Origin of the sequence: Reichenbachiella ulvae (genome assembly GCF_025833875.1) — a bacterium.
GTDB classification, from domain to species: Bacteria; Bacteroidota; Bacteroidia; order Cytophagales; family Cyclobacteriaceae; genus Reichenbachiella; species Reichenbachiella ulvae.
In genome coordinates this window covers 4,714,637-4,730,933 of sequence record NZ_JAOYOD010000001.1, presented here as the reverse complement: position 1 = coordinate 4,730,933, position 16,297 = coordinate 4,714,637, and the positions used below count along the sequence as shown (strand labels likewise).

Annotated in this window: 11 protein-coding genes and 1 tRNA gene; 2 read left to right on the top strand and 10 right to left on the bottom strand. The window is 42.1% G+C overall.

What is annotated here, in order from left to right; translation table 11 throughout:
* Positions 1–48 precede the first annotated feature (48 nt).
* Positions 49–120: transfer RNA gene (locus tag N7U62_RS19335), tRNA-Glu, on the top strand.
* Positions 121–385: 265 nt separating this feature from the next.
* Complete coding sequence (locus N7U62_RS19330; protein WP_264139729.1) at positions 386–4,015, top strand: response regulator; 3,630 nt, start codon at positions 386–388, stop codon at positions 4,013–4,015.
* On the opposite strand, the gene N7U62_RS19325 is transcribed toward N7U62_RS19330, so the two are convergent.
* The 10 genes from N7U62_RS19325 to N7U62_RS19280 all read right to left on the bottom strand — a co-directional run bounded on the left by N7U62_RS19325 (position 3,978) and on the right by N7U62_RS19280 (position 16,268).
* Positions 3,978–4,946, bottom strand: a complete 969-nt coding sequence (locus N7U62_RS19325) for a pectinesterase family protein (RefSeq protein WP_264139728.1) — start codon at positions 4,944–4,946, stop codon at positions 3,978–3,980. The genes N7U62_RS19330 and N7U62_RS19325 overlap by 38 nt on opposite strands.
* A complete protein-coding gene (locus tag N7U62_RS19320; protein ID WP_264139727.1) occupies positions 4,943–5,746 on the bottom strand; it encodes a rhamnogalacturonan acetylesterase in 804 nt (267 codons plus the stop codon). Before N7U62_RS19320 ends, N7U62_RS19325 begins: the two co-directional genes overlap by 4 nt.
* A gap of 104 nt (positions 5,747–5,850) precedes the next feature.
* The gene (locus N7U62_RS19315; RefSeq protein WP_264139726.1) at positions 5,851–6,594 is read right to left on the bottom strand and encodes a rhamnogalacturonan acetylesterase; all 744 of its coding nucleotides are present in this window, start codon (positions 6,592–6,594) and stop codon (positions 5,851–5,853) included.
* Positions 6,595–6,662: 68 nt separating this feature from the next.
* Entirely contained in the window at positions 6,663–8,372 is a 1,710-nt protein-coding gene (locus tag N7U62_RS19310; RefSeq protein WP_264139725.1) for a glycoside hydrolase family 28 protein, read from the bottom strand.
* Between the two features lie 12 nt (positions 8,373–8,384).
* Positions 8,385–9,605: a DUF4861 domain-containing protein gene (locus N7U62_RS19305; RefSeq protein ID WP_264139724.1), complete on the bottom strand. Its 1,221-nt coding sequence runs from the start codon at positions 9,603–9,605 to the stop codon at positions 8,385–8,387.
* Positions 9,606–9,610: 5 nt separating this feature from the next.
* Entirely contained in the window at positions 9,611–11,245 is a 1,635-nt protein-coding gene (locus N7U62_RS19300; protein WP_264139723.1) for a glycoside hydrolase family 43 protein, read from the bottom strand.
* Between the two features lie 3 nt (positions 11,246–11,248).
* Positions 11,249–12,211 (bottom strand): pectinesterase family protein, encoded by a 963-nt coding sequence (locus tag N7U62_RS19295; protein ID WP_264140450.1) that lies wholly within the window; start codon positions 12,209–12,211, stop codon positions 11,249–11,251.
* Positions 12,211–13,416, bottom strand: a complete 1,206-nt coding sequence (locus tag N7U62_RS19290) for a glycoside hydrolase family 88/105 protein (protein WP_264139722.1) — start codon at positions 13,414–13,416, stop codon at positions 12,211–12,213. Before N7U62_RS19290 ends, N7U62_RS19295 begins: the two co-directional genes overlap by 1 nt.
* A 3-nt stretch (positions 13,417–13,419) precedes the next feature.
* Positions 13,420–14,703: a pectate lyase family protein gene (locus tag N7U62_RS19285; RefSeq protein ID WP_264139721.1), complete on the bottom strand. Its 1,284-nt coding sequence runs from the start codon at positions 14,701–14,703 to the stop codon at positions 13,420–13,422.
* Between the two features lie 56 nt (positions 14,704–14,759).
* Positions 14,760–16,268 (bottom strand): pectate lyase family protein, encoded by a 1,509-nt coding sequence (locus N7U62_RS19280; RefSeq protein WP_264139720.1) that lies wholly within the window; start codon positions 16,266–16,268, stop codon positions 14,760–14,762.
* Between the last annotated feature and the right edge of the window lie 29 nt (positions 16,269–16,297).

The window sequence follows — 16,297 nt, the reverse complement described above, 5'->3', positions numbered from 1 at the left end:
AAGTGAGCAATTGAGGTTGTTCACTTCTTTTTTCTAAGACTCACTGACGCTCCGTTCGTCTAGGGGTTAGGACGCCAGGTTTTCATCCTGGTAACAGGGGTTCGATTCCCCTACGGAGTACAAAAAAGGAAGCCAAATGGCTTCCTTTTTTTTACCCAATTTCCTTTCATCCCTCCAGATCACTCTTATAATACCTGTCAGGTTTTTCACGAAACGAGCTTATCTTCAATCTAATTCAACTAGAAAAAACAGCCTATAAACCATAGGCTAAATAGCCTATTTTATGCTTAAAACCGCTATAAAGACCTATTATTCAGCATTTCATTCACTATTTTTAATACCTCTCCGACGTTAAAAAAACCAATTAACTAAACTTTTAATCACTATGAATGGAATTAAGTACACTGAACTTCAATTCAGAATAGGCATGTACTCATTCCTATTTTCCGCATTTATTCTGTATGCATGGGGCTATAACATCGACCACTTCACAGCAGATTCTGATAGCATGAAAATGAGTACTGCTTTAACCTTTGCGGTTCTAAGTCTACCCCTAATCTTAAAACAAAACGAAAAATTTCACGGGACTATCCAATTGATTTCGCAAGGTCTGGTTTTACTCTCTGGCTCCTGGTCCATCATTTCTATCTATCAACCATTGGGCATTTCTAATTTTGGACAAGGAGGAAATCCAATATGGCAACTGATGTCCCCTTCGACAGCAACTTGTTTTATTTTATTAGCTTTTTCTCAACTCTTATTAATTAGCAAGTTAAAATATCGAACAAGCATCAGTCAATGGACCCTCCACCTTGTCAGTACGCTTTCCCTAATTTCGATTCTCATCCATATGATAAGTATAGGCGTATCACAGCGTAGTCCTTTTTATGCTACTATGTCAGCGTATACCTCTATCCTCTTACTGGCCCAATCAATTGCCTACTCGCTCAATCATCCAGAGATCGGCATCACAGGTCTCCTATTGGGCAAAAACCAGGGCAGCAAATTGGCTAAGAAAAGCCTACCTATTATCTTATTAATTTATATGGTCATTACTACCATTATTTTAAATACTTATTATAGCCACAACCTAAACCCTCAATTTGCACTGATCTCCTTATCTATAGCCTTGTTATTTGTTGCTATTACTTTTGTCACAATTATATCCCATAGCCTAAATGAAGTAGACCAACGTAAGGGCGAAAACGAAAAAAAACTTTTCCAGGCCAATAGTAACCTTGAAGAAAAAATAAGGGAAGCTACTTCACATTTAAGTGCTCAAAACCTGAAACTAGAATCCTTTTATAAGGCTCTGGATCAAAGCAGCCTAGTTTCAATCACTGATAAATATGGCATCATCACAGAAGTGAATGAAAGATTCTGTAAGATCTCTCAATATTCCAGAGAAGAACTGGTCGGCCAAAATCACCGAATCATTTCCTCTAACTATCACAACGGTGCATTCTGGCATGAGCTATGGAAAACCATCAGCAATGGCCATACATGGAGAGGTGAAATCAGAAACAAGGCCAAAGACGGCTCATTTTATTGGGTAGATACTGCCATCTGCCCGATAAAGGATCAAGACAATAACATTTCAAATTTTCTATCCATTAGACAAGACATCACTGCCAATAAAAATATAGTAGACGATTTAACCTTAACTACTGAGATTTTGAATGAAGCTCAGGCTCTTTGCAATCTAGGCGGCTGGCAATTGGATGTAAAAACTGGAAAAACCATTTGGACAGATGAGGTATACAATATCTACGAAGTACCACAAGACTTTGATCACAATAAAGTAGAAGGGATTAGCTTCTATCACCCCGATTATCAAGAAACTATTATCAGTGCTATAACGGAATCTATCCAGGACAAGAAAAAGTTTAAAGTAGACTGCAAATTCATCACGGCGAAAAAAAATCAAAGATGGGTTCGAGTGTCAGGCAAACCTATTTTTGTCAATGGTGAGGTGGTCAAACTTGCGGGTGTAATTCAGGACATAACAGAGGAGGTTCGAGCCAAAAGAGAACTCGAAGAAACCAAATCGGCAGCCATTGCTGCTAGCAAGGCCAAATCAGAATTCATTGCCAACATGAGCCATGAAATCAGAACACCACTCAATGGAGTTATTGGGTTTAGTGATATTCTATTGAAGTCTGAATTGACAACTGTCCAAAGGGAACACATGAACCTGATTCAGAAATCGGGCCAGTGTTTACTAGACGTAATCAACGATATTCTGGACTTTTCTAAAATAGAAGCTGGCAAACTGGACTTAACACCTGAAAGAACCGACTTACAGTCGCTCATTGAGGGAGTAACTCAACTATTCGGTCATCAAGCCAATAGCAAATCCTTAGAGTTCATCCTAAATACCAACCCGATAGAACTCCCTGCTAACATATGGGTAGACGAAGTGCGTCTCCGACAAATCCTGATCAATTTGCTGAGTAACGCCATTAAATTCACAGAAACAGGCGAAATAGAATTAAGCATCAAAAAAATTAAAAGCAGTGAGGAGAATTGTACCCTTCGTTTTGCTGTAAGAGACACTGGAATAGGCATTTCCAATGAAGCGCAGAACAAAATATTTGGGGCTTTCAACCAAGCCGATGGCTCAACAACCAGAAAATATGGAGGAACAGGACTGGGACTTAGTATCTCAAGGTCTATATTGAACATGATGGGAAGCGACCTACAACTGGAAAGTCAGATAGGCATCGGCAGTAATTTCTTTTTCGACATCAATGTACAAGTAAGCGACAATACCATTCTAGAAAACATTCCAGAAGTCGAAATTTCATCAGCTCTGGTTGTTGACGACAACCTGACTAACCTGAACGTACTCAAGAATCTACTCTCCTTATTCAGCATTCAGTCTGTTTGCGTCCAAAATGGAATGGATGCCATTGAGACTTTAAAGAAAAACGACAGGTTCGACGTGATTTTTATGGATTATCAGATGCCAGAAATGAATGGGATCGAAACCATAAAGAAAATAAAACACGAGAAGTTAATTGATCAAGAAAAATGCAAACTCGTGTTATTCCAAAGCACCGCAGATGATCACTTCAAAAAACAGATCAAATCCCTAAAAATTGACCAATACATAACGAAACCTTTAAATATTGAAAAGCTTTCTGCTTGTCTAAGGTCACTAGGCAAATCAAACAAGATAGAAAACAGAAATGATAATATTAAGGAAGGCATTTCCCTTGAATTACCTGATCACAAAACGATCATGATTGCAGAAGACAATGCAGTAAACATGATTTTGTCCGTAACCATCCTCAATCGATTAATACCTGACGCAAGAATAATAGAAGTACCTGATGGATTAGAAGGCATAAAAGCGTTTAAAAAGGAAAAAATCGATCTGGTATTTACTGACATCCAAATGGGAAAAATGAACGGCTATGATATGGCCAAAGCCATCCGGCAAATCGATCAAAAGACCCCTATAATCGCACTAACAGCCGGTACGGTAGCAGGAGAAAAACAAAGATGTCTCGAAGCTGGAATGAATGACATGCTAACCAAACCAATGAGGGAGGACCAGATCGCAGAATTATTGAAAGAATGGTTCATCACTAAGCCCATTAACGTTGATCATCAATTAGACCAATTGGTAAAAGAGTCAAATGTTAATCTCGATCATTTCAACTTACCAAAAATGATGCAGGTACTTGGGGACCTCTCTAGTTTGAACAGATTGATCAAACTTGCGACATCCAGCCTAAATAGAGGATCCATGAAAATGGAAATTCTACTTAAATCAGAAAAAATGGTAGAAGTACACCGAGCAGCTCACAAACTGCATGGAATTGCCCGGTCTGTGTATTTGAATAGACTAAATGAATTATTAGAAGAATTCAGAACTAGTGATCATTCAGATGTCAAAACGGCCAAAATCCTTCATGAAAAAATTAAATCAGAAATTGAACATATTGTCACCATCGAATTTGACTCCCTAATTATCGAAACCAATCGCCTGCAGTTACAGACTCATTGATCTCTCCGGCAAATATTTTCTCAACAGTGTATTCCTTCGCCTGCTTTTTGGTCAACTGATGTGACCAGGACACGCGAGCTTCGGGATTAGCTCCTGCTCCTGAGCTATTGTACTCTGCGTAAAAACTGGTCTTTTCCGCTTCAGGTCTACTCCAGTTGTGCCAGCCTTCGGCTCGGATGTGATCGCCTAGTTCACAATTGATAAAAACCGTCTTAGCAAAATCTCTCCAGGGACGACCCAAATACACTTTTTCTGCCTCCTCATTAGATGTGAGTTTACAGTCTATGAATACATAGCCATATTTGACCCATTCAGGTGTGGAAGCAGCAGTAACGTAAGAATTCTTTTTGGAGTGAATCGTACAGCCCTCAAACAAGACGGTCGAAGGTCCAAAAATAAAATCTGTAGTCCCTTCGATATAGCAGTCTTTGAAATACTGACGTGAGCCCTGTCCGCCGTTGTACATCGTATCCTGATCTCCATAGAACCGACAGTTTTCAAACTTCAATCGATCGCCCTCTGCATGGATCGCTACTGCCTGCCCGACTCGTCCAGCCGTATTTTGTATCGTTAGGTTCTTGAAAGTCATATCATCGCCAACCACTTTGACCGAATAGGAATCAAAAGTGCCCATCTTGCCTTTTCCGGCATGATCGTCATAGGTCAGGATGGTCGTTTCGGCATCCTCTCCTATGATAGTCAGGTTCGAGTTCCAGCTATGAAAAACTATCTTCTCCTTGTAAGTCCCAGCCTTGATAAAAATAGTCAGGTGCTTTGGTGTAAAAGCACGGCAAGCCTCAATCGCATCCTGAACATATTTGAAATCTCCCGAACCATCTTTCGCCACCACAAAATCATATGTCTTTTCTTGAGCTGCAGAACACAAAGTCTGAACCAGAAAAAAACCAATTACCAACAGTACTCTCATCATTGTTTCAATTTCAATTCCTTCATTCCATCAAAAACACATTGTGCAACTGCAGTAGCTCCATCAGGCTGAAAGTGTGTATTGTCGCTTTGCCCATCAGGATATGCTTCATATTTGCCAGCTGGCAGGTTCATGAAATAATTATTGGTCGAATAGTCTCTACCGACTTTGGTAAATTGATCAATTGAACGCTGGGTTAAGTCAATCAACAGCACATCCATTTCCTCTGCTACGGCCTCTGCTGCCAATTCATACTCACCGTGACTACTTGTCAATTGTCCGTCTTTCCAGGGGTAGTTTCTATTGACTGGAGTTAAAATGATCGGGATGGCTTCTTTCTGTCTGGTTTGACTCACATAGAGACGCAAAAACTCCTTATAGCCTTCTATATTGACATACCTCTCTGTCTTATTTTCAGCCGCATCATTGTGACCAAACTGCATCATTACCAGATCTCCCGGCTTCAATGATTCATATACCGATCTCCATCGCCCCTCCTGAAAGAAAGTCCTTGTACTACGCCCTCCTCTGGCACGATCATCAACTATCGCACTATCCGTTTTGGTCAAATGCTTGATTTGAGAGAGACTATCGCTAGACATAAAAGGCTGAAAAACTTGTCCCCAGCCGGTCAATGGATAACGTGTCTTGTAATAATCTTTATCCGGATCATAGTCGCCGGAATAATCAGCCATAGTCGAATCGCCAATCAAATACACAGTGGTCACTTCTTTCTTGCCTACAAAAGCCCACAGCCCCGTGAGCAATAATGCCACTACAGCTATTGTTAATATTTTTTTCATGTGTTGTGTGTTTTGTAATGTATAGTCTAGTCGCTAACCCTAGCCAAAAACACCCCACGTGCAATGGGCATATGGGGTGTATTTTCACATCCTTCTTGAGAAGGTTATTTCTTAAAGAAGCCCTCTAATTCGGGCACTTCTCTTTTCAACTCCGAAACCGCCAAATCGCAAAAACGAAAAGCACCTGTTCCAGACAAGTGCGTATTGTCAGCCTCGTTTTCTTTATGTATTGGATAAAGCCCTGCAGGGTAGTGCAGATAGAGTTCTTTCGACTTTTTCTTACCCCAGCTTTGCACTTCAGCTCGTGTTCGCTTTTCCATATCCAAAAGCGGCACATCCAATTCTGCGGCTACCTCCCTGACTACTTCTGCATAGCGGCCATGGCTATCCACTAGTTTGCCCCACTTGAATTGTCTACGTACGATGGGAGTCGCTAATATTGCCTTCGCTCCCTTGGATTGGGCTTCTTTGACATAGCGTATCAAGTTAGCCCGATAAGCCGTATCAGGATCAGCATAGCGCTTTGGGTCTTTGATCTTCTGATCATTGTGACCAAACTCAATGATCACATAGTCACCCTCCTGGAGCTGCTCCATGACCTTGCCCCAACGCCCCTCATCTCTAAAACTCTTTGTACTACGGCCATTGACTGCATGGTTCTGTACTTCTATTCCTTCCTTTAGATACAGCGGCAATACTTGTCCCCATCCTTTCTCGGGATTTCCATCTCCATATGGCTTATCAGCTACCGTAGAATCTGCTACTAAAAAGATGGTAGGCACCTTCTTTTGCATAAAAGCGCTCAGTGCTACTACCATCAGAGAAAAGAAAATTATCTTTTTCATCATTGTAATGAATTTAAAATAAGGTTATTCTCTGTTTTACAGAGTTATCAGATGATTCTCCAATATTAAAATTACTGGAAAGTCACTTCTGCCTTTAGTGATTCACTTACGGATACTTGTCCTTCTTCCAGATTGGTCTTCAATGAGACAGCCTTCGTTTCAGCTCCCAATACTTTAACAATCGGTTCGTTACCAGCCGATTCTATTTGAGCATCTATATCTACATTGGCGCCATTGTAAATCACCACACTTGTACCTTTGCGGTTGACCAGCTTCACATTTTTTAGTGTGATTCCGTCAACGTCTACCATGGTAATACCCTTTTCAGCATCTAACATGGCATTTTCCAAAGTCACATTTTGCAATTTCATCTCTGGCAAACCCATGAAGAAAGCCGCCGCCTTAGAACCAGTCGAAGTGATGTTTTTCATGTGAATGTTGCGGAACGATGGTGTCTCTTCAGTCACGGGTACTGGCTCTGCCTTGGTGCCCATTTTGTCTTCCTGACCTTCTTCTAATACCGGCGATTGCCCACCGTAGAAGAGATTGAAACGGATCGCTTCGGTAGGAATGTTAATCATATCAATATTGGAGATATAAATGTTCTCAACAACACCTCCACGACCTCTTGTACTTTTGAATCTCAATCCAGTATCCGTACCGATGAAGGTACAGTTAGATACGTGCACGTTATTCATGCCCCCAGACATCTCGCTACCTACCACAAAGCCACCATGACCGTGATATACGACGTTGTTTTTCACGATTACATTTTCAGTAGGCATTCCTCTTTTACGACCGTCTTCATCTTTTCCTGATTTGAAACAAATCGCATCATCTCCAACATCAAACGTATTGTTGTAAACCAAAGCATTCTTGCAGGACTCCAGATCCAATCCATCGCCATTTTGCGAGTACCATGGATTTCTGATGTTCAAGTTTCTCAAAATCACGTTTTCGCACATCAGTGGGTGCAGATTCCAGGCTGGAGAATTCTGAAAGGTCGGACCATCCAACAATACTTTGTTACACTCCACCAGACTCAACATCACTGGTCTTAAAAAATCTCTAATTGCCTCAAACTCTTCCCGTGTCTCAAAAGGAGCCACGTTGAAATTTTTAGTCAATGCATTAGCATCTTTGTATGCCTGAGAAGGATACCAGGTATTTCCGTTATCGCTCAATACACCACCAGACTTCAGCAGTTTGCTCCACTGTGACGGAGACATCTTTCCTTTTTTCACTGCACGCCACACCTGACCATTGCCGTCGAAAGTACCTGTACCTGTGATCGCTATATTTTCCAATCCTTTTCCATTGATAGGAGAAGTCAATCGGTAAGTATCCAGCCCTTCGAAGCTCGTTTCGATCAATGGGTAAACCGACTTGTCCGTACTGAATAGCACAAGTGCACCAGCTGCAGCATGAAGATTGATATTGCTCTTCATTGTGATAGGTCCAGTCAGCCAAAGTCCTCTCGGAATCACTACTGTTCCCCCGCCATTGGAAGCCACATCGTCTATTGCCTTGGCGATCGCCTCACTATTGTCGACAAGCCCGTCTCCTATTGCTCCAAAATCGGCAATACTTACTTTATAGTCAGGGAATGAAGCCTCTTGTACCCGTGGCATATCAAATTCCAACCCTTCATATAGCGCATCCATTTCTGAAGTCTGCGCTAGCTCTGTTGGAGCTGACTGCTGCTGTGTCGGTTGACAGGCTACACCTGCCATCGATAGGGCCAAAGCGGCCAATAATATTCTGTTCTTTTTTAATTTCATGTGTAGTAGAATTTAGCTTTTCTCAATTTTCACGTTTACTGGTTGGGCTAGTTGGGCAGCCATCTGTCGGATGTAGGCATCAAACTCTTCGGCTGTTGTAATGCCATTAGGTTCTAACTCCCAGGCGGCTGCAAAGTAGTATTCCAGATCTCCCACATGTGGCTGCAGTACTACGATGTGGCTGTTTTCGTCCTCATCGAAACGAGCGAACTGTAGAGGGTGAAAGAAAACGACCATTCCCAGGTTGTCTCCATTCAAACTTTGAGCACCATAAGTTGCGATATAGCCATAATGGTTTTTGCTTCCGATTGTTCTAAATATCTCAGTACCCTCAATTTTATTAATGCCCGTGCATAGATTGTCTATAGACTGGTCGATGTGCAGTTTTTGACGAGTCAATCGTGTACCTGCGTGTATGGAAATATCAGAAGTCAGCTTAACTGATTGATCATGAATCTTCCACCCAAAGTATGTGGTTTCGAAAGAAGAATATATAGCTCCATTCTCTTCGATCTTGCAGATCACACTGTCTGTCTCGGCCACACGCTGAGCTACACTGTCTACAAATGATGCGACACTGCCGATTCCTAGCGATTTACCTACTTTGAGCACATCCATGCCCCAATCTTGCATCTCGTGATAGGAATCAAACCCGTCCAGTCCTACTTGCTGCAGTACAGGTTCGTTAGTAGTTTTTCCAAATACATCCGTGGCATTTCTCCAGTCCAGATAAAAACGGTAGCCTACTTTGTCAGACTCCCAACCAGGGCCTTCATATCGGATGTAATAGGAATGATCCGTATGCTCATCGGGCACTTTGAGCGAATCGATATTTTTGAAATCCCCTCCTATGTACTTTCTATTCTCAAACTTTCCTCCAGTCTTGACCGAAATCTCTGCCTGTGTTTTTTTGGGATAGGTCGTCGGTTTACTGCTATAGCTAACTGTGAATTGCTTTTCTTCCTCAGCATCCAGGTCCACTACGAAAGCCAGTCCCGCTTTACCTTTTTTGATAAACTGTGATGGAATCTCCTGATCTCCATTTTTGACTACAAAGGCTCCCGGCAAAAAGTCTGCTGGCAACTCTCTGACAGGAATATGCACAAAGGCAGCCTCACGATCAATATTGAGCGGGTTGCTCACCGTTACTGTAAATGGGGAAAAAGTATCTTCTGCAGGCTGACAAGCTGCCACCCCCACTAGTAAAGCCAATAAAATCCGTCTCAGTTTCATGGTTATTATTTTTTAGGTGTAATTCTGAACCAGTCGAAATCAGCGTATCCTGAATCGTTGATTTTATCTTCGCGAGTAGCAAACAAGCCTACCTTAGCCCCGATCCATCGGCCCGGAACTGCTACTAAAGGCTCACCTACATTTTTGTATTTCTTTCCATTTTCGCTGTAGCTAAACTGGCAATTGGCGTCTTTGTCTACAGTCACTCGGAAGTACAGATCTTTTGCCTCAATCTTTCCTAACAATTCCTGCTTCTCTTCACCCCCTTTTCTTGCTCCCTTGCAGGTGGTATATGCGAGGTAGGTTCCGTCTTCCTTGCTGACTACAGACAGGTATGCATAATCCTCAGCCATGATGATCAGCCCCGTTTGCTCATTACTAAGTTTTTCATTTGGATTGAAATCAAACTTGGTCGTCACCACAAATTCTCTCGCAGGAAACTTCTGTAACAATAGGTTGGGCACTGGCCATAAGTTCACAGCATCTTCAGGAATCTGGTCAGTATACAATCTCAATTTGCCTACAGATGGATTCTGAAATGCCCAGGTGCCTTTTGGATTGGCATGCCATTGCCACTGCAGTCCCATCTCTACTGTCTCAAATTCGTCAGACTCAGGAGGAGTTACGATTGGGTAAGTTTTTCCAACATTTGGCTTTTTGTATGTCATCACGGGATCACCGGCTCCATCACCGTCTTTGTCCTCTCCTATAATCGGCCAGTCATTTTTCCAAACCATCGGTTGCAAATGTACGATTCGACCAAAAGCCTCCATGTCCTGAAAATGCACAAACCACGACTCGCCTGACTCCAGCTCTACCCAGCCACCCTGATGAGGGCCATTGATATCAGTATCGCCTTGCGCCATCACGATCTTTTCTTCGTAAGGTCCATAAATATTTTTCGATCTCAAAACCAACTGCCATCCTGTAGACACACCTCCCGCTGGTGCAAATATGTAGTAGTAGCCATTTCTCTTATAGAATTTCGGCCCCTCTACTGTTGGGTGATTCTCATGTCCATCAAAAACGATGGTACCTTCATCTAACAATTTCGTTCCATCAGGAGACATTTTGTTCACCACGAGAATACTCTTAATCCCCGCACGGCTACCCGCATAGGCATGAACAAGATAGGCCTTCCCATCCTCGTCCCAAAGTGGAGTCGGGTCTATCAATCCTTTTCCTTCCTGTACCAGTAAAGGCTCTGACCAATCGCCAGCAGGGTCTTTGGCCTTGACCATATAAATCCCAAAATCCGGGTCGCCATAGTAGATATAAAACTCGCCCTTATGGTAACGAATAGAAGGCGCCCAGACGCCATTGCCATGTTGTGGAACAGAAAAGTGATCGAATGGAGGTTGTCTGTCAATGGCATAATTGATAAGCTTCCAGTTGACCAAATCCTTGCTATGAAGAATTGGCAAGCCTGGTACACAGTTAAAACTGGAAGAAGTCATATAAAAGTCATCCCCCACTTTACAGATGTCTGGGTCAGAGTAATCCGAATGTAGGATCGGGTTTTTGTACATGCCATTGCCTAAATCTGCCACCCATGTTTTAGACACTTCATTTTTCTGGGCGAAAGTACTTGCTCCCACCAGCAATCCAATCAGTAGTACGAATAGTCGTTTCTTCTTCATCCCTTATTTTTTCTGTCCAGGTTTCCAGTCCCCAAATATTTCTTCTTTTGTATAATTACTCAATTCATTTTTTTTCAATTCCTTCGCCCAAGTTACTCTTGCATCAGGATTTGCTCCTGGACCAGTAGAACCATACTCAGCATAGAAAGATGTTTTCTCTGCATCTGGCTTATTCCAATTGTGCCAGCCTTCTGGTTTGATATGCTCACCCATTTCGCAGTTGATGAAGACTGTCTGCGCAAATGGTCGCCAAGGTCTACCAAGATAGACAGAGTGCTTTGGGCTTTCCCCGGTCAGTTTACAATCAATAAATACAAATCCGTAAGCAGTCTCTTCCAGAGTGGAAGCTGCCGTGAGATATCCGCTCTCTCCTTTGCTGAAAATTTCGCAGCCTTCGAAAACGGCTGTTGACCAACCGAAAATGAAATCAACTGTCCCCTCTATATAGCAATTTTTGTAATATTGACGGCTGTTTTTACCATGCGGATAGAGCGTGTCCTGATAGCCAAGGAAACGACAGTTTTCGAACATTACTTTATCGCCATCTACACGAACTGCTACAGCCTGTCCCACTGGACCCGCGCTGTTTTCAAATGTGATATTTCTTGCAGTAAAGCCATCACCAAAAATGTAAAAGGCACTGGAACCTGATGTTCCTACTTCCTCGCCAAAACGATTCTGCTTGGAAGCATAATCGTCATAAGTTAAGATCGTTTGATTAACGTCCTCCCCTACAAAGGTGATATTGGTTTTTGAAGCAGCTAATACGAGTTTTTCTTTGTAGGTACCATTTTTAATCAATATGCGCGTTTCATTCTTTCTCAAATTAGGTACAGCATCTATGGCATCCTGCACAGTAGTAAAATCACCGCTACCATCTATCGCTACCACAAAATCATAGTCCTGGGCAGTTAATGCCCCGACTATGAAAAACATCTGAATAAGTACGAATATCTTTTTTATCATCATTTCTGTGCTTTTTCTCTTTCGATTGCAGCCATAATCATAGGCCCTACAGCCTTAGGATCGTTATCACGCTTTATTTCGTTGATGTAGTAATCATAGGTACCATCCCTATAAGGGTCGCCTCCCAAACCTGCAACAGCACACACCTCAGTGATACTGGTCGTACCATCTTCTTCTTCCTTGATCAGTCGATCCAAAATCCCCTGATAACCTTTGTCTGCTACTTCCTGAAAATCTGCGCCGAGATAACCATTATTCACGGCCTTATACAAGGCATATGTAAACATAGAAGAACAAGATGCCTCTAGATAGTTGCCTTCACGTCCTGGCTGATCCATCACCTGCCACCAAAGACCTGATGCTGGATCTTGAGAATTTTTAATAGATAAAGCCATCTTATCTAAAACCGCTAAAACATCAGCTCTCTTTGGGTGATCTTCCGGAAAATACTCGAGTACATCTACAAGAGCCATCGCAAACCAACCCATGGCACGCCCCCACGCATGTGGAGAACGTCCTGTTTCTGGATTACTCCATCGCTGTTCACGGCTTTCGTCCCATCCATGGTGGAACAAACCAATTTCTTCATTCCAGGTATACTTATCGATCAGGTAGATCTGATTGGCCACATCATCGAATAATTCTGGTTCATCAAATGTAGCAGCATATTTTGCCAAAAAAGGACTCCCCATATACAAGCCATCCAACCACATCTGATGTGGGTAGGCCTTCTTGTGCCAAAAGCCTCCCTCTGAGGTACGAGGGTGGTATCGCATCTGATCACGAAGGGTATCCACCGCCATTTTATATTGCGGTTCTCCAGTTTCCAAATAAAGATCTATGAGAAACTTTCCTGGATTGACTCGATCAATATTATAATCTCTCTTCTTGTATGTCTTGATCACGGCGTCTTCTGACACCATGCTATCGGCATAAGACTTAGCATACTCAAAATACTTCTTCTTACCAGACTGTTTCCAGGCCTTGATCATGGCTGTACATATCAGTCCGTTTGTATATTCCCACTTGGGCTTAGAACGAAAGTCCAGATACTGAGGGTCTGGTGTGCGCTTGATTTCTGAATCAGCTATTTCTTCATACAAAGGAAGCTCCTCTGCTACCTTCTCGTCAGTGGAAGATTTCTCTGGCTTGGGTTGACAAGCAACTAGTACAACTAGCGCCAAAGTGCTTAATTGTTTAATCATTTGTTATTGTTTTAATAGCCCGTTAAGGTAAACTTCCAAATTGGTATAAACCTCATCGAGCTCATTTCCTTTATAGTCCTCTCTACTTTCTGGGTTTAAACCCATTTTCCTTTCCCAGCGATCAGGCATTCCGTCCTTGTCACTATCCTTTGGTACTTGCTTGCTTTTAAGCTCCGGCCATCCGCCAACCTCCTCTGGTGAATTAATAATACCATTTTCACCCATTGCTGCAGTCCCACTTCTCACTTCTTCTATTAGTCTCTTATCTACATCATCTCTCATGTAACTGGCTCCTGCTGAAGCTAACACCTCTATGTAGGCTTCTTCTGGTGATTGGAAATGATCCAATGGCATCACATCAAATGCTTGGCTAACTCTGGCAGAGTCAGGATTATCACACTGCACTCCTCCAGACCAATTGTCCGAAGAAATATCAGGGAAGCCTTCTACAAAATTGCCTTCGATATAAAACTGACCATAGGGCTCATATGGATTTACAATTCTATTTTTTTTGTCATCATCAGTTGCAGGCCCTGACTTGTAATAATTGTTCACCAAGTTATACCTACCCTTTTCTCCTCCGTAGGTGCTATTTTCTACCCAATTATAAATGACGTTATTTCTAAAATCTACTAATTCATCAGGGGTGTTCGATGTAGAAGAAGAACCACTAAAACGAGGGGTTCGACTTTTATGGTGCATGATCAGGTTGTGATGAAAGGTGGCCTTAACACCTCCCCAAATACCTCCATAGCCATGTTCTCCTTTTTTGTGGATTGAATTGTTGAGACTCTCTGAAATAACACAATACTGCATGGTAAAGTTTTCATTTCCATAAAAGGAAGCTGCTTCATCAACAGACCAACTAATCGAGCAGTGATCAAGGATCACATCCTTTCTTCCTTTCGCTTTGAAGGCATCTTCCTGACTCCCTTTTTCATCTCCAAGACGAAAGCGCATGTAACGGATGATTACGTCATTGGAACTAACAACCATCGGAAAATTCTTTAGGCAAATACCATCGCCTGGAGCCGATTGTCCTGCAATGGTCACATGACCATTTCTTACTTTTAGTTCTGATTCTAATTCGATCGTACCACTCACTAGAAACAATATGGTTCTTCTTCCATCTGTTTCAATCGCAGCCCTCAAACTTCCAGGCCCACTATCATTTAAATTGGTTACAAAGATCAAATCACCCCCTCTGCCTCCCTTGGTGTATTTACCAAAGCCATCGGCCCCAGGAAAGGCCAAAGGCTGGCCCAAAATTTCAAATAATGGGCACATCCCTAGCCAAATGAAGACAATTGGGGCAATTGCTTTCCTTATGAATAACTTCAATATCATTTATTCTGGTTTTCCGTAATATCGGCTACCAAACTGTTGATATAAACTTCAATATTTTCATACCCAGTACTCAAATCATGCCCATTGGCTTCAAATGTTTCAGGGTCAAGTTTCATTTCTTCTTTCCAGGCATCTGGCATTCCATCCTCAGAAGTATCTAAAAGGGCTTCTTCAGAGACTAGTTCAGGCCATCCTCCTACATCTGCTTGTGAATCTATGATTCCTTTTGTACTTCCATTAGATCCTTCAAACTGATAACTGACACTCTCCATATCACTCAACACACGTTCGTCTACTGCATCCCTTATTAGTGATGCTCCACCATAAGCGACGATTCGATCATAGGCATCCTGGGCAGTATGAGTGGTGACATTATTTCCAATATCGTGTGGTTCGGTCAATCTCATAGCGACTTTATCCTCTTCTGATACTTCCCCATAAGAACTATGAAACTGATTGAACACTCCATAGTTCCAATTGTCATTGGTAGCAGAAGTGCTTCCAGCCATATAATTCCCATCGATGTAGAATTTGCCCCAGATGTCATAGACTTCTGTGCCTTCATTTTTATTTTTATCTATGGATATTATCCTTGACTTCTTAGTAGTCACTGGGCCTGGTTTGTAATAGCAGTTCACTATGTTCACATTCATGGCTTCTCCACCATAGCAACTGTTGCCTGCCCAATTGTAGATCACATTGTTTCTTAGATCAACCAGATCAGTTAGTGCAAAAGCCTTACCAGCCTCCTCTCCAAGTCTAGGGTTTCTACTATCATGATTGGCCAACAGATTGTGATGAAAGGAGGCATATTTACCACCCCAGATACCACCATAGCCATGAGCACCTTTATCATGTACAGAGTTTCTAAGACTTTCAGATATTATGCACCATTGAACTGTCGTATTTTCATTGGCATAAAATGAAACACACTCATCACTAGACCAACTCATAGAACAGTGATCGATAATAATATTTTTTTGAAATCTTCCACCAATTGCATCTCCTTCGTATTGGGTAACATCTCCCATACGGAATCTAAGATACCTGATGATCACATTATCTGCATTTACACTAACAGAATAATCTCTAAGCGTAATTCCATCGCCAGGAGCGGTCTGACCCGCGATGGTAATATCATTGTTAGATATTTTTAGAGGGGATTTTAATTTAATGGTACCAGAAACTTTAAAGAGAATATATCTAGGTCCACTCATTTCAACGCCATAGCGTAAACTTCCAATACCTGAATCGCTCAGGTTGGTCACAAAGTAGACCTTACCACCACGTCCACCAGTGGCATTCTGACCAAAACCTTCTGCTCCCGGAAAAGCCAAAGCTTCTTCTTCTACAGGTTCTGGTTTATCATCTGGGTTCGTAGGATCTATGGGGTTCTCTGGCTCGTCAGGATCAGCAGGCTCTACATTGTCATTTCCTCCACAGCTCGGCAAAAGGAACAAACAAAACACCATCAAAGGCAATAATTGTTGAATCTTTCTTTTCATGTCATTTGGGTACAAAATGGTGTGGCCTT

What these genes read in the sequence shown, in the direction of transcription:
- N7U62_RS19280 (WP_264139720.1), bottom strand. Translation starts at nt 16,268, where the DNA reads ATGAAAAGAAAGATTCAACAATTATTGCCTTTGATGGTGTTTTGTTTG.
- N7U62_RS19295 (WP_264140450.1), bottom strand. Translation starts at nt 12,211, where the DNA reads ATGATAAAAAAGATATTCGTACTTATTCAGATGTTTTTCATAGTCGGG.
- N7U62_RS19300 (WP_264139723.1), bottom strand. Translation starts at nt 11,245, where the DNA reads ATGAAGAAGAAACGACTATTCGTACTACTGATTGGATTGCTGGTGGGA.
- N7U62_RS19320 (WP_264139727.1), bottom strand. Translation starts at nt 5,746, where the DNA reads ATGAAAAAAATATTAACAATAGCTGTAGTGGCATTATTGCTCACGGGG.
- N7U62_RS19290 (WP_264139722.1), bottom strand. Translation starts at nt 13,416, where the DNA reads ATGATTAAACAATTAAGCACTTTGGCGCTAGTTGTACTAGTTGCTTGT.
- N7U62_RS19315 (WP_264139726.1), bottom strand. Translation starts at nt 6,594, where the DNA reads ATGATGAAAAAGATAATTTTCTTTTCTCTGATGGTAGTAGCACTGAGC.
- N7U62_RS19325 (WP_264139728.1), bottom strand. Translation starts at nt 4,946, where the DNA reads ATGATGAGAGTACTGTTGGTAATTGGTTTTTTTCTGGTTCAGACTTTG.
- N7U62_RS19285 (WP_264139721.1), bottom strand. Translation starts at nt 14,703, where the DNA reads ATGTGCCCATTATTTGAAATTTTGGGCCAGCCTTTGGCCTTTCCTGGG.
- N7U62_RS19310 (WP_264139725.1), bottom strand. Translation starts at nt 8,372, where the DNA reads ATGAAATTAAAAAAGAACAGAATATTATTGGCCGCTTTGGCCCTATCG.
- N7U62_RS19330 (WP_264139729.1), top strand. Translation starts at nt 386, where the DNA reads ATGAATGGAATTAAGTACACTGAACTTCAATTCAGAATAGGCATGTAC.
- N7U62_RS19305 (WP_264139724.1), bottom strand. Translation starts at nt 9,605, where the DNA reads ATGAAACTGAGACGGATTTTATTGGCTTTACTAGTGGGGGTGGCAGCT.